The following is a 19,008-nucleotide window of genomic DNA, read 5'->3' as shown; positions in this document are numbered from 1 at the left end:
TCAGCCCGGCCCGGCGAGCAACGGGCACCGGGAGCACCGCGCCCAGCCCTTCCGGGCCACCGGCCTCGGCGAGCAGTTCCGTGAGCCGGTAAGGGTTTCCGCCCGTGTGCCGCCACGCCGCCTCGGTCACTTCCGGGGGCGGGGCGCTCTGCGCGTACACCTGCTGGAGAACTTGACCCACCTGCCCGGCGGTGAGCGCGCCCAGATGGCGTCGCACGGCGCCGGGCGCCCCCGCGAGACGCTCGAGAGTGCGCACGGTGAGGGCGGGATTGACCGCTTCGTCCGCCGGCCGGGACGTGACGAGCAGCAGCGCGGGCAGCTCCGCGCCCGCCAGCTCCGCGATCAGACTCAGACTGGCCGGGTCGAGCGCATGAAGATCCTCGACCATGAGTACGCTCGGACGGCCGCCCACAAGCGTACGAACCGTGGTGACGGCGAGGCGCAGCAGCGCGTCCGGCGTGTAACGCTCCCGGGGGACATCCGGATCCTGGGCGAGCCACGCCAGCGCCTGCGGCGGCACGGGAAGCTCCGGACGTGGCCCCATACCGGCCAGGACAGCGGCCAACCAGTCATAGGGAGCGGGAGAATGCAGCCGAGCCGACCCGAAGAGCATCACCTCGGGCATCGTGACCTGTACGGCCGCGGCCGCCAGGGTGCTCTTGCCGGTGCCGGGCAACCCGGTGATCACGGCGGGGACGCAGCGGCCCCGGCCGCGCGCCCGCTCCCAGGCGTGCCGCAGCTCCTCGATCGCCTCCGAGCGACCCACCATCGGTGCAGGCATCACCTCTCAATGCTACGTAGTAGGTACTACAGACACGACTTCCGCCCTTTGGCAGGCTGGTGACATGAGCTTCGTGCTGCGTGCTGTCGCCGCCTCCGATCAGGGCCTGGTCCGCTCCAACAACGAGGACGCCGTCTTCGTGGGCTCCCGGCTCCTCGTCGTGGCGGACGGCATGGGTGGACTCCCCGCGGGGGAGCTCGCCAGCGAGATCCTGGTGAACGCCGTCTCCGTCGTGGACGACCTGCCGGACACCGGCGAGCCGTTGCAGGACCTGATCGCGGCGCTGGGCACCGCCAACGAACGCATCCAGGCCGCGGTCAAGGACGACGACGCCCGCGACGGCATGGGCACCACGGTGACCGCGCTGATGCTGGCCGGCGACCGGGCCGCCGCCCTCAACGTCGGCGACTCCCGCTGCTACCTCGTCCGCGAGGGCGTCCTCACCCAGATCACCAAGGACGACACGTACGTCCAGGCCCTCGTCGACCAGGGGGTGCTCGCCCCGGAGGACGCCCGCCGCCACCCGCAGCGGGCCCTGGTCACCCAGGCCGTGCAGGGCGGCCCGTTCCGCCCGGCCGGGCGGATGGTGCCGGTGCAGGCCGGCGACCGGTTCCTGCTCTGCAGCGACGGCCTCAGCGACTACGTCGACGACGAGGTGATCGCGGCGACGCTGCGTTCCTTCGCCGACCGCCAGGTCTGCGCCACCGAGCTGATCGCCCGCACCCTCGAGGCGGGAGCGCCGGACAACGTCACCGTGATCGTCGTCGACGTGGTCGAGGAATAGGCCCCGCGTGGTCATCGAAACCGAACGGCTCGTGCTGCGCCGCTTCCGGATGGACGACGTGGCGCCGCTCTCGGCCTACCGGTCGGACCCGGACGTGGCCCGCTACCAGTCCTGGGCGGCTCCGTACTCGCTGGACAAGGCCCGGTACTCGGTCCAGACCATGATCGCGGCGGACCCGGGCATGCCGGGCTGGTTCCAGTGGGCGGTGGAGCTGGCCGCGTCGAAGACCCTCATCGGCGACGTCGGCGTCAACCTCGCCGACAACCTCCGGCAGGCCGAGATCGGCTACACCCTCGCCCCGGCCCTGCAGGGCAAGGGATACGCGACGGAGGCGGTCCACGCGATCCTCGGCCACCTCTTCACGGTCCAGGGCCTGCACCGCGTCTCGGCCGAGTGCGACGCCCGCAACACCCGCTCGGCCCGCCTGCTCGACAAGCTCGGCTTCACCCGCGAGGGCCTGCGCCGGCAGCACACCTGGATCAAGAACGAATGGACCGACGACCTCCTCTTCGGCCTCCTCGCCGACGACTGGCCGAGCTCGCCGCCGGTCCCGCGCTGAGCCTGGCCGGTCGGCGGTGATCAGGCCGGCGAGAGGTCGCGGGTGTGCCGCCGTCCCGGCCGGCCGTTGAACTCGACCGGGCCGGCCGGCACGAAACCGTGGCGCGCCCGGCGACCCGACAGCCCAGCGCCGCCTCGCCGCGTCCTGCTCCGCGAGCAACCCGGCCTGCCTGGACTCCCGCTCGAAGCGGGTGCACGGTAGCCGTCAGGACCGGGGCGTCACGATGTTGACCATCCACTCGATACCGAACTTGTCCTTGAGGGTGCCGAACTCGTCGCCCCACATCTGCTTCTCGAGCGGCAGGGTGACCGTGCCGCCCTCGGCGAGCTTCTCCCACCAGCCGCGCAGGTCGTCCGCGTCGTCGCCGCTGAGGCTGACCGCGATGGTGTTGCCCGGGACGTGTTCCATGCCGGGCGGGGTGTCGGCGCCCATGAGCGTGAAGCCGTGGCCGGTCTCCAGCTGGGCGTGCATGACCTTGTCGGCGAGCGCCGGGTCGGGCGCGCCGAACTGGCCGAACGTGTTCACGTCGAGCTTGCCGCCGAGGATCGAGTGGTAGAACTCCATCGCGGTACGGGCGTTTCCGTCGGCGAACGCGATGTAGGGATTGAGTCGTGAGGCCATGGCCGGCTCCTTTGCCGTTACGGGACTTCCGGCACCATAGCCCCGCAGGTGGGACCGCGAAGGCGCCCTGTGGACAACCACCGGACCGGGGGACCCGGTGTGCCAGGCTGTCGACCATGGTGAGCAGCGTGGTGGTGCGTGGCGTGTGGGGTGCCCTGCGGGTCGCTCTCGCCGTCACCTGGCTGGTCGCGGCCGGTGCGGCGTGGTGGACGATGCCGAGGGAAGCGACGTATGAGCAGGCCGTCGCCGATGTGGCGGCGCACGGGGTGATCGGCTACCGGTGGGGTGACTCGTGGCACGACGGCGGCGCCGGGCGGTGGTTCGAGCCGGTCGATCTGGAGTCGTCCGGCCTGACCGGGCCGCTGTTCGTGTGGCACACCGGCGACGGCCGGATCCGCTGGGCCGACACCGGCAGGTTCGACCGGGTCACCGCCGTGGGGACCACCGATGAGCAGAGCTACTCCGGGCCGGCGGCGGCCGCGCTGGCGCGCGATCTGCGGGCGGCCGGCATCGAGGAGGGCGACATCGGTACGGCGCCGGGGACCTGGGCCGGTGTCGCCGGCAGCGCACTGCTGGTGCTCGCGCTGGGGTTCCTCGTCGCCGGGCCGGCTCCGGTGCTCGGCACCCGGTGGTACTGGTTCTGGCTGATCATCGGGCCGTCGTTCGGGTTGGGGATGCTCTTCTGGCTCTGGCGGGACCGCCCGTGGGCGCCGGACCCGCGACCGGCGGCCCCGGAGCCGGCCAAGCGGGACCGTGGTCTGCTCGGCTTCGGCACCGCGCTGGCCGCGTCGTTCGTCGTCTCGGTGCTGGTGCTGGGCCTCAACTGGCTGCTGGGTGACCGTTGGGTGCCGATGCCCGACGGATAGCGTCGCGGTAGGCGGCAAGGGCCGGCTTGGCCGTGTAGGTGTCGGTGACCAGGCCGAAGGTGCCGGTGGGCTCGGGCGAGGCGCTGTCCGCGTCGCGCAGCGCGAAGAGTTCGTAGTGGGTGATGTTCAGCTCGGCCGCGTGGTCCAGGATCGTGGTGATCATCGTGGTCAGGGACACGCACGGGGCCTCGCCGGTGCCGGGGGAGCCGTTCTCGACGATGTGGATCGGCGTGGTGGGCGTGATGTGCGCGATCGGCAGCGACGTCGTCCGCAGGTGCCGCAGCGCGTGGGCGGTGAGCGGGCCGACCGCGCCGGGCGGGACGGGGGAGAACGCGTCCGGATAGACAGCGAGCCCGACGTAGTCGACGGCGGCCGCGAACCCGGGGGCCGCGGCCAGGTGCTGCCAGAACGCGTCGTCGCCGCCCAGCCACCCGGCGGGTTCGGCGACGGAGAAACCGACCCGGATCCGCGGATCGGCGGCGGCCCGGGCATGCGGCAGTCCGCGGGTCAGGGCGGCGAGGACGCCGGGGGAGCTGCCGTCGATCCCGGGGAGGGGGAAATTGGGTTCCAGTGTCACCTGCAGGTATCGGATCAGGTGGCCGTAGCGGTCGAGCACCGCGTCGATGAACGCCAGCCACCCCGGTATGTCCTCGTGCGCGGGGATGTAGCTGAGCACGAGGTCGAGTTCCCGGCCGTTCTGGAGATACCAGTCGTCCGGCATGGTGAGCGGACCCGGACCCGTGCCGCCGGTGAAGTGGAGGTATTCGCGGACCACGAACGGCCGGCCGTCGGCGAGGTCGTCGATCAGGAGGGCGACCGCGCCGGGGTCGTCGGGGCGGGAGCACAGGGCGCCGACCCGGCCGCCGAGGTAGATGCCGAATCTCATGACGGTCCCCAGGTGAGGTCGTGGGTGCGGATCCGGCCGGCGATGCCGGTGATCCAGGCCCGTTCGGCGGCGATGATCGCGTTCCAGTAGCCCGCCTCCAGCATGTGGATCTCGGGGGCTCCGGTGGTGGGCACCTCGGTCAGGCCGGTGGCGCGGGCCTCGAGCAGGGTGGCGGCGCGGTCGGCTGTGAGGATCGCCGTGTACGAGATGGCCAGCACGAAGTCGATCGAGGCGACCGGGGCCGCGCGCAGGCCGGCCTCGACGCGGTGGCGGAAGTCCGCGAGGCCGGCCGGGGTCAGCTCGTACGTGGTCCGGGGTGGCCGGTTCCCGACCCGTTCCGCCGCTCGTGGCGTGATCGTGCCGGTCTTCTCCATCGCCTTGAGCAGCGTGGTGACCGAGCTGCGGGTGGCGGTGAGGTGCGCATAGCGCCCGCAGAGGCGGGTGGTGAGGTCGTAGGCGTGGGCCGGTTGCTCGACGAGGAGCCCGAGCAGCGGCAGGACCAGACTGTTCTTGGACGCGTCCAGAGGCACCCGACGAGGCTATAGGCGTATACGTCTAACTGCAACGGCAAAAAGGGGCGCCCCCCGAAGGGGGCGCCCGATGAAGTGGTTCAGCCCTCGTAGCGCAGCCAGACCGCGCCGAGGGGCGGGATCCGCAGCGCGGCCGAGGCGTTGAGGCCGTGCCACGGGATCTCCTCCGCGTGGACCTCGCCGAGGTTGCCGACGCCGGAACCGCCGTACAGCGTGCTGTCGGTGTTGACCACCTCGCGCCACAGGCCCGCGCGGGACAGGCCGATGCGGTAACCCTCGTGCGGGACCGCCGAGAAGTTGACCACGCAGGCGAACGCGTCGCCGTTGGGGGCGAAGCGCAGGAACGAGAACGTGTTGTGCTGCGAGTCCTCCGAGGTGATCCAGCGGAAACCGCTCGGCGACGTGTCCTGCGTCCACAGTGCCGGGGTCTCGCGGTAGACCCGGTTCAGGTCCGTGACGAGGCGCTTGACGCCGCCACCGCGGTATTCGTCGGCGATCAGGTTCCAGTCGAGGCCGCGCTCCTCGCTCCACTCCCGCTCGTCGCCCATCTCGGCGCCCATGAAGATGAGCTGCTTGCCGGTGAACGCCCACATGAAGCCGAGCAGCGCGCGGGTGTTGGCCAGCTTCTGCCACTGGTCGCCGGGCATCTTGCCGGTCAGCGATCCCTTGCCGTGCACGACCTCGTCGTGGCTGATCGGCAGGATGTAGTTCTCGCTCCAGGAGTAGACCGTGGCGAAGGTCATCTGGTGGTGGTGCCACGACCGGTAGATGGGCTCCTTCTCCATGTAGGAGAGGGTGTCGTTCATCCAGCCCATGTTCCACTTGAAGCCGAAGCCCAGGCCGCCCAGGTGGGTGGGGCGCGTGACGCCCGGCCACGCCGTCGACTCCTCGGCGATGGTGACCACGCCGGGGTTGTTCTTGTAGACGGTCGCGTTCATCTCCTGCAGGAAGCTGATCGCCTCCAGGTTCTCCCGGCCGCCGTACATGTTGGGGACCCACTCGCCTTCCTTGCGCGAGTAGTCCAGGTAGAGCATCGAGGCGACCGCGTCGACCCGCAGGCCGTCCGCGTGGAACTCCTCGCACCAGTACAGCGCGTTGGCCACCAGGAAGTTGCGGACCTCCTTACGGCCGAAGTCGAAGACCAGCGTGCCCCAGTCGGGCTGTTCGCCGCGGCGCCAGTCACCGTGCTCGTACAGCGGGGTGCCGTCGAAGCGGGCCAGGGCCCACTCGTCCTTGGGGAAGTGCGCCGGGACCCAGTCCAGGATCACGCCGATGCCGGCCTGGTGCAGCTTGTCGACGAGGTAACGGAACTCGTCGGGGCTGCCGAACCGCGAGGTCGGTGCGTAGTAGCCGGTGACCTGGTAGCCCCACGAGCCGCCGAACGGGTGCTCCATGACGGGCATCAGCTCGACGTGCGTGAAGCCGGTCTCGACCACGTAGTCGACGAGCTGCTCGGCGAGCTCGACGTAGGACAGACCCGGACGCCAGGAACCGAGGTGCACCTCGTACGCGCTGGTCGGCTCCTGATGCCAGACCTTCCCGGCGCGTTCCGTCATCCACTCGGCGTCCTGCCATGCGTACGAGGACTCGTAGACGACCGACGCCGTGGCCGGCGGCACCTCGGTGTGCTGGGCCATCGGGTCGGCCTTCTCGCGCCACACGCCGTCGCGGCCGAGGATCTTGAACTTGTACTTGGCGCCGGCGGCCGCGTCCGGGATGAACAGCTCCCAGACGCCGGTGCTGCCGAGCGAGCGCATCGGCCAGCCGTCGAACGGGCCCCAGCCGGTGAAGTCGCCGATGACCTGCACACCGCGGGCGGCGGGCGCCCAGACGGCGAACGCGACGCCGGTGCCGCGCGGGTGCGCGCCGAGCACGGTCCACAGCTTCTCGTGCCGGCCCTCACCGATGAGGTGCAGGTCGAGCTCGCCGAGCGAGGGCAGGTGCCGGTACGGGTCGTCGAGCTCGATGCCGTCCACGTCGACGCGGTAGTCGAGCACGGTGCCGGGCAGCTCGGCGGCGAAGACGCCGTCGGGGTGCACCTGAGTCAGCTCGTGGCGGGAGCCGTCCGCGACGACGGCGACCTTCGAGGCACCCTTGCGCATCGTGCGGATGACGGTGGTGTCGTTGCCGGTCGGGTGCGCGCCGAGCAGCGCGTGCGGGTCATGGGTGTCGCCCGAGATGACAGCGGTGAGCTGTCGCTGGTCCCCGGCCAGTGACGGGGTGGACTTTTGGTGTCCGATCATCTGTGGTTCCTCCGGGGGATGGGAAGTCAGCCGGCCAGGCGGGCGATGGACCGCAGGGGGATCCGCAGCCAGCCGGGCCGGTGCCGGGCTTCGTACGCGGCCTCGTACACCGCCTTGTCCAGTTCGTACGCCGCCAGCAGCGCGGAGTGGTCGCGCGGATCGGTGCCCGACGCGGCCGCGTACCCGTCGCAGAACGCGGCGCGGTTGCGGTCGACCCACTCGCGGGCCCGGGCGGCCAGGTGTTCGTCGTCGTCCTGGTCGACGAGCAGCTGGTACGCCGCGTACTCGTAGCTGCGCAGCACACCGGCGATGTCGCGCAGCGGTGAATCCGGCACCCGGCGCTCCTCCAGGGGCTGACCCGGCTCACCCTCGAAGTCGATGAGCAGCCACGCCTCGGGGACCCGCAGGACCTGGCCGAGGTGCAGGTCGCCATGCACCCGCTGGACGGTGACCAGCTCACCGGTGAGCTTGCGGAACCGTTCCTCGATGACCGCGACGTACTCGGCGAGCTCCGGCACCGTGGCGACGGCCGCGTTCAGCCGGGCCACCACCGCGTCGACCGGGAACGGCGCCGGGCCGCTGCCCAGCTCCTCGGCGAGGGTGCGGTGCACGGACGCGACGGCCTCACCGAGACGGTACGACTCGCCGGCGAAGTCCCCGCCCACCTCGTCGGCGCGCAGTTCGGCGTCGGCGAACAGGTCCCGGGCGCTGGCGGTGGCCATCGCCCAGCCCTCGGCGGAGTTGGCCGCGTACGCGGTGACCATGCCCAGCGGGCACGGGCCGTCGTCGGTGGTCACCTCGAACGAGCCGAGCAGGCGGGCCACGTGCGGGTTGCCGGCCCGGGCGAGCACCCGGTTGAGCTCGATGTCGGGGTTGATCCCGGCCTCGACCCGGCGGAACACCTTGAGGATCGCGTCCTGCTCGAAGATCACACTGGTGTTGCTCTGTTCGGAGTCGAACACCCGGGGCGCGGAGTCCAGCGGGAGCTCGGCACCGGGCTCCTTGGTGAACACCACGGTCCCGGCGGTCGCCGACGTGTCGACCATGGCGAGCAGCTCGCGAGTCTTCTCGACGTCGTAGAGCGCGTCATAACCGGTGCGGTCGTCGTCCATACCGATGGTGGCGACGGTGCTGTACTCGGAGATCGGGCCGTCGTTCCACGCCACCAGCACCTGGTAACGCTCGGTGCTGCCGTCGGTGTACGCCGCGTCCACCAGGACGAGGTCCAGGTCGTCGCGCAACGAGACGCACGAGGATGGCGTGGCGGAGTCCAGGGTCCGGCTGCGGCCCGCGTACCAGCGTTGCTGGGGGAGCCATTCGGCGAAGGGCAGCGTCATTGCTTCTCCTCGGACCCGCAGAGCTGGAACCAGTAGAACCCGTGCCCCGGCAGGGTCAGCAGATACGGCAGCTGGCCGATGCGCGGGAAGTTCACGTGGCCGGTCAGCTCGACCGGGGTGTAACCGTTCCAGTGCTGCAGGTTCAGCTCGATGGGCTGGGGGAAGCGCGAGAGGTTGTTGACGCAGAGCACCACGTCGTCCCCGTCCTCGCGCAGGTAGGCGAGCACCGACGGGTTGGACCCGCCGAGCTCCCGGAACGTGCCGGTGGCGAACGCGTCGTGCCGGCGGCGGACGGCCAGCATCGTGCGGGTCCAGTTGAGCAGCGACGTGGAGCTGTCGCGCTGGGCCTCGACGTTCACCGACTGGTATCCGTACACCGGGTCCTGGTTGGCCGGCAGGTAGAGCCGTCCCGGGTGGGCGGTGGAGAAGCCGGCGTTGCGGTCCGGCGTCCACTGCATCGGGGTGCGTACACCGTCGCGGTCACCGAGCCAGATGTTGTCACCCATGCCGATCTCGTCGCCGTAGTACAGCACCGGCGAGCCGGGCAGCGACAGCAGCAGGGCGGTGAACAGCTCGATCTGGTTGCGGTCGTTCTCCAGCAGCGGGGCGAGCCGGCGGCGGATACCGACGTTCGCCTTCATCCGCGGGTCCTTGGCGTACTCGGAGTACATGTAGTCGCGCTCTTCGTCGGTCACCATCTCGAGCGTCAGCTCGTCGTGGTTGCGCAGGAAGATGCCCCACTGGGCCATGTCCGGGATGGCCGGCGTCTGGGCCAGGATCTCGGAGATGGGGAAGCGCGACTCGCGCCGGACCGCCATGAAGATGCGCGGCATCAGCGGGAAGTGGAACGCCATGTGGCACTCGTCGCCGCCCGCGTCCGGGTCCCCGAAGTACTCGACCACGTCGGCCGGCCACTGGTTGGCCTCGGCGAGCAGCACCCGGCCCGGGAACTCGTCGTCGATCACCTTGCGGCAGTGCTTGAGGAACTCGTGCGTCTCGGGCAGGTTCTCGCAGTTGGTGCCCTCGCGCTCGAACAGGTAGGGCACCGCGTCCAGCCGGAAACCGTCGATGCCGAGCCCCAGCCAGAAGCGCAGGACGTCGATCATGGCTTCCTGTACGGCCGGGTTGTCGTAGTTCAGGTCCGGCTGGTGGCTGAAGAACCGGTGCCAGTAGAACTGCCGGCGTACCGGGTCGAACGTCCAGTTGGATTCCTCGGTGTCGACGAAGATCACCCGGGCGTCCGCGTACTGCTCGCTGGTGTCGCTCCATACGTAGTAATCGCCGTACGGGCCCTCGGGGTCGCGGCGCGACTCCTGGAACCACGAGTGCGAGTCGGACGTGTGGTTCATGACCAGGTCGGTGATGACCCGGATGCCGCGCTTGTGGGCCGCGTCGAGCAGCGCCACGAAGTCGTCGACCGTGCCGAACTCCGGCAGCACCCGGTAGAAGTCCCGGATGTCGTAACCGCCGTCGCGCAGCGGCGAGTCGTAGAACGGCGGCAGCCAGAGGCAGTCGACGCCGAGCCACTGCAGGTAGTCGAGACGCTCGATCAGCCCGCGCAGGTCACCGGACCCGTCGGAGCTGGAGTCGTAGAACGCTCGTACCAGTACTTCGTAGAAAACCGCGCGCTTGAACCACGTGCGGTCGGCGGGCAGCGTACGGGCATGCTCGAAATCGTCGACGTTGGGGTGTTCGACCACCCCGGCCTCGACATGGCTGCCCTCAGCGGGATCGTGCTCGACACTCTCGTCGAGTTCGCTCGTAAGGTCCATCAGACGTTCACCTACCCCACCCCGCAGGAACTGAATCGCATACGCGCCGTCAACGGCGCGGACGTACCACGAACACGTGCGCCGGCTCGACGAACGGGTCGATCCGGACGGCGTTGTGCTGCCCCCACTCGTACGAGGCCCCGGTGATCTGGTCGACCACGTCGAAGCGCTCGTGCCAGTCCATGCCGAGGGCCGGCATGTCGATGGCGGTGTTGCCCCACTGCACGTTCTGCGAGTCGAAGGAGCAGATCACCAGGACGGTGTTGCCCGTCTCGGGGTCGCGCTTCGACCAGCACAGCAGCTCGGCGTTGTCGATCTCGTGGAACTCGGTGTTGCGCAGCCACTGCAGCGCCGGGTTCTCCCGCCGGACCCGGTTCAACAGCGTCACGTACGGAGCCAGCGACCGGCCGGCCTTCTCGGCGGCGGCCCAGTCACGCGGCTTGAGTTCGAACTTCTCGTTGTCGATGTACTCCTCGGCGCCCGGGCGGGCGACGTGCTCGAACAGCTCGAGCCCGGAGTACATGCCCCACGAGGGCGAAAGCATGCTCGCCAGCACCATCCGGATCTTGAACATCGGCGGGCCGCCGTGCTGCAGCGACTCGTGCAGGATGTCCGGGGTGTTGGGCCAGAAGTTCGGCCGCATCCAGTCGATGGACGCCTTGAGCTGGGTGACGTACTCGCGCATCTCCCAGGCCGTGGTGCGCCAGGTGAAGTACGTGTACGACTGGGTGAAGCCGATCCGGCCGAGCCCGTTCATCATCGCCGGGCGGGTGAACGCCTCGGCCAGGAACAGCACGTCCGGGTCGTACGCCTTGACCTTGGCGATGCACCACTGCCAGAAGCTCAGCGCCTTGGTGTGCGGGTTGTCCACCCGGAAGATCTTCACGCCCTGGTCGACCCAGTGCAGGACCACGCGCAGCACTTCCTCGCGCAGGCCCTTGGGGTCGTTGTCCCAGTTCAGCGGATAGATGTCCTGGTACTTCTTGGGCGGGTTCTCGGCGTACGCGATGGTGCCGTCGGCGCGCGTGGTGAACCATTCCGGGTGGGCCGCGACCCACGGGTGGTCCGGTGCCGCCTGCAGCGCGAGGTCCATCGCGATCTCGAGGCCGTTGTCGTGCGCGGTCGCGATGAACGCCCGGAAGTCCTCGAGCGTGCCCAGCTCCGGGTGGATCGCGTCGTGGCCGCCCTCCGCCGCGCCGATCGCCCACGGCGAGCCGACGTCCTCGGGCCGGGCGACGAGCGTGTTGTTGCGGCCCTTGCGGTTCTCCCGGCCGATCGGGTGGATCGGCGGGAGGTAGAGCACGTCGAAGCCCATGGCCGCGACGGCCGGGATCCGCTGGGCGGCGGTCGCGAACGTGCCGTGCCTGACCGGCACCGACTCGGGCCCGATCTCGGCACCCTCGGAGCGCGGGAAGAACTCGTACCACGAGGAGAAGAGCGCGCGCTGGCGATCGACCCAGATCACGTACGACCGGGTGGTGGTGACGAGCTGGCGCACCGGGTGGTCCCACAGCAGGTCCTCGAGCGCGAGCGCGGGGGAGACCCGGGTGAACAGGGAGCGGTCCTCGTCGCGCAGCGCGGCGGCCGCGTCACGGACCCGCTCCTCCTCGTCGTGCGGCACCACCTTGGTGGCGAGGTCGAGCAGCTCGGCGCCCTCGGCCAGGTCGTTGGCGAGGTCCTCGAGGCCCTGGCCGGCACCGATCTTCTTGGTGACCGCGTTGCGCCAGGTCTGGTAGGGGTCGTCGAACGCCTCGATGGTGAACGTCCAGCGCCCGACCTGGTCCGGCTTGATCACGCCGTGCCACTGGTCGAGGCCGGGCTCACCGGGCTCGAGGCGGGTGAAGGGCTCGGACTCCCCGTGGGGTCCACGCCAGACCACGTTGACGCCCAGGGCGTGGTGGCCTTCGCGGTAGGACACGGCGGAGACCGGCACGAGCTCGCCGACCACCGCCTTCGCGGGGTAGCGGCCGCAGGACACGGACGGCGTGACGTCTTCGATGGGAAAGCGACCGGTCATGATCTCCACCGTAATCAGGATGCGCGGGAGCGGGCTCGGCGACGGGCGAAATGCAGCAGCTGTCCAAGTCAGTTTCTCCGTATTGGAGGAACCGCAAACGGCCGGGCACCCGGTGCCCGACAACCTACCGGAAGTCGGTTACGCGAAAACGTCGAGGCGCGCCCTGTACTGCCCGCGAACGCGGTCGATTCCGGGCGGTGCCACACGGGTGCCGGCCCGGCATCACGAGCCACTGCGCACCGTTGCCCGTCGGTTGCCGCGAGTTGCCATCGGGGGAGGCTGCTCAACCTGGGCCCCGGTGCACCGAATGGGCGCTGTGACGCACCCCAGCCGGGGCGGCGCACGTTCGCCTGGGGGAATACATGGCCGGTCCGTCCACCGCGTTGTCACCGGTCATCGCCGCGAGCACGCACTGGCTCGTCCGCGCCTACCCGGCCACCGGCACCGACCAGGCCGCCGCCACGCTCAACGAGCTGCAGGCCCGGCAGTCGGTCATCGTCGCGGCCTGGTTGCGGTACCCCACGCCGGTCGACGCGGAGCTCGTCGCGATGGCCGGCCCGGGCGGCTCGGCGGCGCTGGACTGGCGCATCGGCAGCGAGCCCGACGACGAGATGGCCGAGGGCGAGGGCTGGCGCACCTGGGTCGACGAGGTCGTGGTCAGCTGGGCCGCCTGCCTGCTCGCGGACCCGCTGCTGTCGGCCAAGGCGGTCGACGCGGTCGCGGCGGCCGTGCCCCTGAAGGCCAACGACAAGCCGCGCCCGCGCCGGGTGAGCGACCTCCCGGCCGAGTTCCGCCGCCTGACCGCGCCCGACCCGCGCGACAGCGCCGCCGCGATCCTGCTGCGCCACCCGGACCTGCTGGAGCCGGTGGCCGAGCTGCACCGCGACGACCTGTTGTACCTGCTGCCGAGCGTCAACGCCTGAGCGTCACCCCTCAGGCCGGGCGGTCCCGTTCAGGCCGGGCGGTCCCGTTCAGGCCAGGCGGGCCGGGAAGCCGCCGGTCGCGATCGGGCCCCAGGACTCGATCGTGATCCGGATGAGCGATTTGCCCTGGTCCCGCATCGCCTGGCGGTACTCGTCCCAGTCGGAGTGCTCGCCCGCGATGACGCGGAAGTACTCCACCAGCGGCTCGACGGACTCCGGGAGGTCCAGCACCTCGGCGACGCCGTCGACCTGGACCCACGCGCCGCCGAACTCGTCGGACAGCACGCAGACGCTGACCCGTGGGTCGCGGCGCAGGTTGGCCACCTTCGCCCGCTCCGGGTACGTCGAGATGACGATCCGTCCCTCGGCGTCGACCCCGCAGGTGTTCGGCGACGACTGGGGCCGGCCGTCCTTGCGGACCGTCATCAGGATCGCGTGGTGCCGGGGCCGGAGGAATTCCAGCAGCTCCTCGCGGCCGACCTTGGTGTTGGTGGCGACGGTGCGGGCCATGCTCAGGCCCCCCGCGGCGTGGTCTCGGGCGCGATCGACGGCTGCCCGGCGATGACCGCGGCCCCGACGATGCCGGCGTTGTTGAGCAGCTTCGCCGTGACGATCGGGGTGCGCACCTCGATCAGCGGCAGCCACTTCTCGGCCTTCTTGCTGACCCCGCCGCCGACGATGAACAGTCGCGGCGACAGCAGCATCTCCACGTGCCGCAGGTAGTCCTGCACCCGGCCGGCCCACTTCTCCCAGCTCAGGTCGTCCTGCTCGCGGGCCCGGTCGGAGGCGCGCAGCTCGGCGTCCTTGCCGTCGAGCTCCAGGTGGCCGAACTCGGTGTTGGGGATCAGTGTCCCGTCGAGGAACAGCGCGCTGCCGATGCCGGTGCCGAACGTCAGCATCATGGTCAGCCCGCGCTGGTCGTGCCCGCCGAACGCGATCTCGGCGACCCCGGCCGCGTCGGCGTCGTTGAGCACCGACACCGGCTTGCCGAGCCGCTCGGTGAACAGTCGCGCGGCGGGCGCGTCGATCCAGGACTTGTCCACGTTCGCGGCGGTCCGGGTCACCCCGTCGACCACCACGCCGGGGAACGTCACGCCGACCCGGTCGTAGCCGTCGAAGTGGGCGGCGACCTGCGTGACCGCCTCGACCACGCCTGTGACGTCGGACGGTTGCGGGGTCGGCACGCGGAACCGCTCCCCGAGCAGCTCGCCGCGCTCCGTGTCGACCGGGGCGCCCTTTACTCCGGACCCACCGATGTCGATGCCGAGGATGGCCATTCGTGTTCTCCGTCTCCGATGTGTTTCGGCTCTGTTTACCCACACACACCCGGACCCGAATCGTGCCACCACGTGAGTGACCCCTTGCGGTGCCCCACGAGAGCAGTGCATACTTGCGTTAGAACTTCTAACAACAAGGAGCACTGCTATGTTGACTGAGATCGTTCTCCCCGGCGTCGTCGAGCCCGAGGACCTGCGGGTCCACCACCGCCCGATGCCCTCCCCGGGTCCCGGGCAGGCGCTGGTGCGCGTCGAGGCGACCGGGGTGTCCTTCGCCGAGCAGCAGATGCGCCGCGGCCGCTACTACGACCAGCCGGCGTATCCGTTCGTCCCCGGCTACGACCTGGTCGGCACGGTGACCGGGACCGGCACCGGGGTGGACCCGGCGCTGCGCGGCACCCGGGTCGCCGCCGTCACCAAGATCGGTGGCTGGAGTAGCCACGCCGTGCTCGACACCGGTGACCTCGTGCCGGTGCCGGACGGCGTGAGCGCCGTGCAGGCCGAGACCGTGGTCGTCAACGGCATCACCGCATGGCAGATGCTGCACCGCCTGGCCCGGGTCCGCAGCGGCCAGACCGTGCTCGTGCTCGGCGCCAACGGCGGGGTCGGCTCGATCCTCACCCAGCTCGCCCGGCTCGCCGGCGCCACCGTGATCGGCAGCGCCGCGCCCCGCCACCACGACGCGCTGCGGGCCGCCGGGGTCGTCCCGGTCGACTACCGCGGCGACGTGAGCGCCCAGGTCCGCGCCGTGGCTCCGGACGGGGTCGACGCGGTCTTCGACCACGTCGGCGGCCCCGGGCTGACCGGGTCCTGGCAGCTGCTGCGCAAGGGCGGGACGCTCGTGTCCTACGGCTCCGCCTCGACCCGCGACGACACCGGCAGCAAGCAGCTCCCGATGCTCAAGCTCCTCGCCCGGCTGTGGACGTGGCACCTGCTCCCCAACGGCCGCCGCGCGTACTTCTACAACTTCTGGGGCGGGGTGCGCCGCCTGGACCGGTTCCGGGCCCGCCTGCACGCCGACCTGACCGCGGTGCTCACCGCCATGGCGGCCGGCGAGGTCACCGCCACGGTCGCCGCCGAGCTGCCGCTGACCAGCGCCGCCGAGGCGATGCGTCTCGCCGAGTCGCGTACGGTCGCCGGCAAGGTCGTGCTGGTCCCCTGAGCGGCGCTCCGGTGAGAGGGGCCACCGCCGGGTGGGTAGGAACCCGATTTGTCTTCAGGCGGTCCCCGGACAGCCGATGATGGCGCCGTACAACGACGTCACGTGAGGAGCTCCGATGCGGGTACCACCGGCCACCGCCTCCGTGGCGACGGCTGTGCGCGTACCCGGGGCCGGGGCGTCATGGCGGTAGCCGAGCGCCCCCGCGGCCCCCGGCCCGCCACGATGGTCACCCTGCTGACCGTCGGCATGGCGGTGGCGGCGCTCGCGGTGACCGTACCCTTCGCTCTCGACGGACTCGCCCCGCCGGTCCTGCCCGGCGGCCTCTGGTGGGTCGCGGGCCTGGCCCTGCTGTTCTTCCTCACCGAGGGTTTCGTCGTGCACGTCCGGGTCCGCCGGGGCACGCACGGCATCAACGTCTCCGAGCTGCCGATGGTGTTCGGCCTGCTCGGGCTCGACCCGGTCACGGTGATCCTGGTCCGGACGGTGGCCGGCACGGCCAGCCTCATGGCCATCCGCCGCCAGCGGGGCCCCAAGCTGATCTTCAACGCCGCCCTGGTCGCCCTGCAGGCCGCCGTGGCGGTGCTCGTCTTCCACCTCATCGCGCCCGGTGCGCTGGGCGCCACCGTCTCCGGCGCCGGGCCGCGCGTCTGGATCGCCACGTACGCGGCGATGCTCGCCTCCGACGTCGTCGCGGCCGTGCTGCTCACCGCGGTCATCGCGGCCCACGACGAGCCCGGGGAGTGGCGCAAGCTGCCCAGTGCGCTCGCCCTCTCCTGGATGGTCACGGTCACCACCACGGTCGCCCTGATCAGCTTCCAGGCCGCCATGCAGGCCCGGTGGGCGCTCGCGCTGGTCGGCGTCGTCGCGGTGGTGCTGATGCTCGCCTACCGCGCGTACGCGGCCCTCAACAACGGCAGTTCCCAGATCGAGCAGATGTACGGCTTCACCCGCGCCCTCGACGGTGCCCGCGACATCGACGACCTGGTCGCCGTGGTGCTGGAGCGCACCCGGGAGGTGATCCGGGCGGCCGAGGCGGAACTGGTCGTGCCGGCCGGCGAGGGCGAACCCGGCATGCGCCACCTGCGGCTCACCGGGCAGGACGGGACCGTCACGACGTACGTCGCCGACGAGGCCGCCGACCGGTGGCTGCAGCCCGCGCTCGTGGGTGAGCCGGTGCTGCGGGCGGCCGCCGCCGGGCACGACGCGATGGCCGTACCCGTGCAGTTCGGTGACCAGCCGGCGGCGCTCGTGGTCAGCGGGAGTTTCGAGGACGTCGGCCGGTTCACCGAGAAGAGCCTGCGGCTGTTCGAGACGATCGCCAACCACGCCGGTGCCGCGCTGGGCCGGGCCGTGCTGGTCGACCGGCTCCGCCGCGAGGCCGCCGAGAAGGAGTATCTGGCCTCGCACGACTCGCTCTCCGGGCTGTCCAACCGCGCGCACTTCCACGAGCTCGTCGACGCCGGCCTGCGCGACGGGGACCACCCCGAGATCGCGGTCCTGCTGCTCGACCTCGACCGCTTCAAGGAGACCAACGACGCCCTGGGTCACGAGACCGGCGACGCGCTGCTGCGCGAGATCGGCGAACGGCTCCGGGCCCACGTCGGCGAGCGTGGCCGGGTGGCCCGCTTCGGCGGCGACGAGTTCGCCGTCCTGATGCCCAGCGACGGCACGCCCGAGACCGCCATCGTCGCCGCCCGCGCGCTCGCCGAGGTGGTCGAGCAGCCCATCCGGATCGGCCCGATGGCGCTCGCGGCCAAGGCCAGCATCGGCATCGCGGTCTCCCCGCGGCACGGACACGACGCCAAGACGCTGGTACGCCACGCCGACGTCGCGATGTACGCGGCCAAGGACAGCGGCGGCCTGCGCATCTACAACACCGGCATGGACGCCAGCAGCCCGCAGCGCCTTGCCGTCATCGCCGACCTGCGGGTCGCCGTCGAGCGCGGCGAACTGGCGGTGGCGTACCAGCCGAAGGTCGACCCCCGTACCGGCCGGGTCGTCGGGGTGGAAGCGCTCGCCCGCTGGTCACACCCGCTGCGCGGGCCGGTCTCCCCGGACGAGTTCATCCCGCTCGCCGAGCACAGCGGCCTGGTCCGCCCACTCACCCTGTTCGTGCTCGAGACCGCGCTGCGGTGCCGGGCCGGGTGGGCCGCGATGGGCTACGACCTGCACGTCGCGGTCAACCTGTCGCCCAACAGCCTGCTCGACGCCGACCTCACCGAGGTGGTCGCCCGGCTGCTCGCCGAGACCGGCAACCCGGCCCACGCGCTGACCCTGGAGATCACCGAGAGCACGATCCTCGCCGACCCGGCCGGCAGCATGGCCACGCTCGAGCGCCTGCACGCGCTCGGCGTGGAACTCTCGATCGACGACTTCGGCACCGGGTACTCCTCGCTCGGGCGCCTGCGCGAACTGCCCATCCAGGAAGTCAAGATCGACAAGTCGTTCGTCCGCAGCCTCGCCGCGGACCTGCGCGACCAGGCCGTCGTCCGCTCGGCCGTGCAGCTCGGCCACGCCCTCGACCTGCGCGTCGTGGCGGAAGGCGTCGAGGACCCGGACACGTACGCCTACCTCGCGGAGGAGGGCTGCGACGTGGTCCAGGGCTACCACCTGTCCCGCCCGCTGCCCGCCGACGACCTGACCGCCTGGCTCCTGGCCCGCGACGCCGCCCCGGCCGTCCCGGCCGTCCCCGCCCCCTTCGCCGGATGAGTGAACGCACCTCAGCGGGTGGTTCCGGAACCTCACTCATACTTTCGGCTGGTCAGGCCTAGTCCTAGCGGCTAGCGTGGGAGACATGAACGGTCGCCGCGTGCGGGCACGGCTCTCTGCCCGCTGATGGAGGACCCACCCAGATGACCCTGACCACCCTGAAACCCGGCCCCGCCGCCGCTCCCGCTCCCGCCGTCGCCGCTCCCGCCCGTGCCGCCTCGTCGCGCCGGGCCGTGGACGCCTCCTCGGACAGCGCCGCCGCGCTCCTGAACGCCATGGCCGCCATGCCGGTCGGCCACCCCTCCCGCGCACGCCTGCGGGACCGGGCGATCGAGGCCTGGATCCCGCTCGCCCGGCACCTCGCCAACCGCTACTCCGGCCGTGGCGAGCCCACCGACGACCTCTTCCAGACCGCCACCGTCGGCCTGATCAAAGCCGTCGACAAGTTCGACCCCGACCGCGGCGTCGACTTCGCCGGCTACGCCATCCCCACCATCATCGGCGAGATCAAACGCCACTTCCGCGACCGCACCTGGTCCAT

Annotated in this window: 17 protein-coding genes; 7 read left to right on the top strand and 10 right to left on the bottom strand. The window is 71.1% G+C overall.

What is annotated here, in order from left to right; all coding sequences use genetic code 11:
* On the bottom strand, nucleotides 1–781 hold a 781-nt coding region (locus ACIA6A_RS39570), incomplete at its 3' end, for an ATP-binding protein (RefSeq protein WP_396103274.1).
* A 64-nt stretch (nucleotides 782–845) separates the two neighbouring features.
* Here ACIA6A_RS39570 and ACIA6A_RS39565 point away from each other — a divergent pair.
* Together ACIA6A_RS39565 and ACIA6A_RS39560 are read left to right on the top strand one after the other, a co-directional pair.
* Entirely contained in the window at nucleotides 846–1,565 is a 720-nt protein-coding gene (locus tag ACIA6A_RS39565; protein WP_396103273.1) for a PP2C family protein-serine/threonine phosphatase, read from the top strand.
* 7 nt (nucleotides 1,566–1,572) lie between these two features.
* Complete coding sequence (locus ACIA6A_RS39560) at nucleotides 1,573–2,124, top strand: GNAT family N-acetyltransferase (protein WP_396103272.1); 552 nt, start codon at nucleotides 1,573–1,575, stop codon at nucleotides 2,122–2,124.
* A 204-nt stretch (nucleotides 2,125–2,328) separates the two neighbouring features.
* Here the strand turns inward: ACIA6A_RS39560 and ACIA6A_RS39555 are convergent, their stop codons facing one another.
* A complete protein-coding gene (locus ACIA6A_RS39555) occupies nucleotides 2,329–2,745 on the bottom strand; it encodes a VOC family protein (RefSeq protein WP_396103271.1) in 417 nt (138 codons plus the stop codon).
* A 116-nt stretch (nucleotides 2,746–2,861) separates the two neighbouring features.
* Here ACIA6A_RS39555 and ACIA6A_RS39550 point away from each other — a divergent pair, with 116 nt between their 5' ends.
* A complete protein-coding gene (locus ACIA6A_RS39550; protein ID WP_396103270.1) occupies nucleotides 2,862–3,611 on the top strand; it encodes a hypothetical protein in 750 nt (249 codons plus the stop codon).
* Here the strand turns inward: ACIA6A_RS39550 and ACIA6A_RS39545 are convergent.
* The 6 genes from ACIA6A_RS39545 to ACIA6A_RS39520 form a co-directional block, all read right to left on the bottom strand.
* Nucleotides 3,565–4,497 (bottom strand): hypothetical protein, encoded by a 933-nt coding sequence (locus tag ACIA6A_RS39545; protein WP_396103269.1) that lies wholly within the window; start codon nucleotides 4,495–4,497, stop codon nucleotides 3,565–3,567. The genes ACIA6A_RS39550 and ACIA6A_RS39545 overlap by 47 nt on opposite strands.
* Nucleotides 4,494–5,027: a PadR family transcriptional regulator gene (locus ACIA6A_RS39540; protein ID WP_396103268.1), complete on the bottom strand. Its 534-nt coding sequence runs from the start codon at nucleotides 5,025–5,027 to the stop codon at nucleotides 4,494–4,496. The genes ACIA6A_RS39545 and ACIA6A_RS39540 overlap by 4 nt, the downstream gene beginning before the upstream one ends.
* 80 nt (nucleotides 5,028–5,107) lie before the next feature.
* Nucleotides 5,108–7,270 carry a 1,4-alpha-glucan branching protein GlgB gene (glgB, locus tag ACIA6A_RS39535; protein WP_396103267.1) on the bottom strand — a complete coding sequence of 721 codons (2,163 nt, stop codon included), beginning with the start codon at nucleotides 7,268–7,270 and terminating at the stop codon, nucleotides 5,108–5,110.
* Nucleotides 7,271–7,296: 26 nt separating this feature from the next.
* A complete protein-coding gene (locus ACIA6A_RS39530; RefSeq protein WP_396103266.1) occupies nucleotides 7,297–8,607 on the bottom strand; it encodes a maltokinase in 1,311 nt (436 codons plus the stop codon).
* Nucleotides 8,604–10,379, bottom strand: a complete 1,776-nt coding sequence (gene treS / locus ACIA6A_RS39525) for a maltose alpha-D-glucosyltransferase (protein WP_396103265.1) — start codon at nucleotides 10,377–10,379, stop codon at nucleotides 8,604–8,606. Before treS ends, ACIA6A_RS39530 begins: the two co-directional genes overlap by 4 nt.
* Nucleotides 10,380–10,428: 49 nt before the next feature.
* Complete coding sequence (locus ACIA6A_RS39520) at nucleotides 10,429–12,396, bottom strand: maltotransferase domain-containing protein (protein WP_396103264.1); 1,968 nt, start codon at nucleotides 12,394–12,396, stop codon at nucleotides 10,429–10,431.
* Nucleotides 12,397–12,758: 362 nt separating this feature from the next.
* On the opposite strand from ACIA6A_RS39520, the gene ACIA6A_RS39515 reads away from it, so the two are divergent.
* Complete coding sequence (locus ACIA6A_RS39515) at nucleotides 12,759–13,319, top strand: hypothetical protein (protein WP_396103263.1); 561 nt, start codon at nucleotides 12,759–12,761, stop codon at nucleotides 13,317–13,319.
* Nucleotides 13,320–13,367: 48 nt separating this feature from the next.
* Here ACIA6A_RS39515 and ACIA6A_RS39510 read toward each other — a convergent pair whose 3' ends face one another.
* Both ACIA6A_RS39510 and ppgK read right to left on the bottom strand, forming a co-directional pair.
* On the bottom strand, nucleotides 13,368–13,829 hold the full coding sequence (locus ACIA6A_RS39510) for a PPOX class F420-dependent oxidoreductase (protein ID WP_396103262.1): 462 nt from the start codon (nucleotides 13,827–13,829) through the stop codon (nucleotides 13,368–13,370).
* 2 nt (nucleotides 13,830–13,831) lie between these two features.
* Entirely contained in the window at nucleotides 13,832–14,596 is a 765-nt protein-coding gene (gene ppgK / locus ACIA6A_RS39505) for a polyphosphate--glucose phosphotransferase (RefSeq protein ID WP_396103261.1), read from the bottom strand.
* Between the two features lie 148 nt (nucleotides 14,597–14,744).
* Here ppgK and ACIA6A_RS39500 point away from each other — a divergent pair, with 148 nt between their 5' ends.
* From ACIA6A_RS39500 to ACIA6A_RS39490, 3 genes are all read left to right on the top strand, one after another.
* Nucleotides 14,745–15,758: a medium chain dehydrogenase/reductase family protein gene (locus ACIA6A_RS39500; RefSeq protein ID WP_396103260.1), complete on the top strand. Its 1,014-nt coding sequence runs from the start codon at nucleotides 14,745–14,747 to the stop codon at nucleotides 15,756–15,758.
* A gap of 102 nt (nucleotides 15,759–15,860) precedes the next feature.
* Nucleotides 15,861–18,467 carry a putative bifunctional diguanylate cyclase/phosphodiesterase gene (locus ACIA6A_RS39495; RefSeq protein WP_396103259.1) on the top strand — a complete coding sequence of 869 codons (2,607 nt, stop codon included), beginning with the start codon at nucleotides 15,861–15,863 and terminating at the stop codon, nucleotides 18,465–18,467.
* 143 nt (nucleotides 18,468–18,610) lie between these two features.
* The coding region (locus tag ACIA6A_RS39490) for a sigma-70 family RNA polymerase sigma factor (RefSeq protein WP_396103258.1) at nucleotides 18,611–19,008 on the top strand (398 nt) is incomplete at its 3' end.

Origin of the sequence: Actinoplanes sp. NPDC051494, from assembly GCF_044454705.1 — a bacterium.
In the GTDB taxonomy this organism is placed as follows: Bacteria; Actinomycetota; Actinomycetes; order Mycobacteriales; family Micromonosporaceae; genus Actinoplanes.
This window is presented reverse-complemented; position numbering and strand designations above follow the sequence as displayed.

Coding starts and splice junctions, on each gene's coding strand:
- ACIA6A_RS39565 (WP_396103273.1), top strand. CDS start 846: ATGAGCTTCGTGCTGCGTGCTGTCGCCGCCTCCGATCAGGGCCTGGTC.
- ACIA6A_RS39555 (WP_396103271.1), bottom strand. CDS start 2,745: ATGGCCTCACGACTCAATCCCTACATCGCGTTCGCCGACGGAAACGCC.
- ACIA6A_RS39550 (WP_396103270.1), top strand. CDS start 2,862: ATGGTGAGCAGCGTGGTGGTGCGTGGCGTGTGGGGTGCCCTGCGGGTC.
- ACIA6A_RS39545 (WP_396103269.1), bottom strand. CDS start 4,497: ATGAGATTCGGCATCTACCTCGGCGGCCGGGTCGGCGCCCTGTGCTCC.
- glgB (WP_396103267.1), bottom strand. CDS start 7,270: ATGATCGGACACCAAAAGTCCACCCCGTCACTGGCCGGGGACCAGCGA.
- ACIA6A_RS39530 (WP_396103266.1), bottom strand. CDS start 8,607: ATGACGCTGCCCTTCGCCGAATGGCTCCCCCAGCAACGCTGGTACGCG.
- treS (WP_396103265.1), bottom strand. CDS start 10,379: ATGGACCTTACGAGCGAACTCGACGAGAGTGTCGAGCACGATCCCGCT.
- ACIA6A_RS39520 (WP_396103264.1), bottom strand. CDS start 12,396: ATGACCGGTCGCTTTCCCATCGAAGACGTCACGCCGTCCGTGTCCTGC.
- ACIA6A_RS39515 (WP_396103263.1), top strand. CDS start 12,759: ATGGCCGGTCCGTCCACCGCGTTGTCACCGGTCATCGCCGCGAGCACG.
- ACIA6A_RS39510 (WP_396103262.1), bottom strand. CDS start 13,829: ATGGCCCGCACCGTCGCCACCAACACCAAGGTCGGCCGCGAGGAGCTG.
- ppgK (WP_396103261.1), bottom strand. CDS start 14,596: ATGGCCATCCTCGGCATCGACATCGGTGGGTCCGGAGTAAAGGGCGCC.
- ACIA6A_RS39500 (WP_396103260.1), top strand. CDS start 14,745: ATGTTGACTGAGATCGTTCTCCCCGGCGTCGTCGAGCCCGAGGACCTG.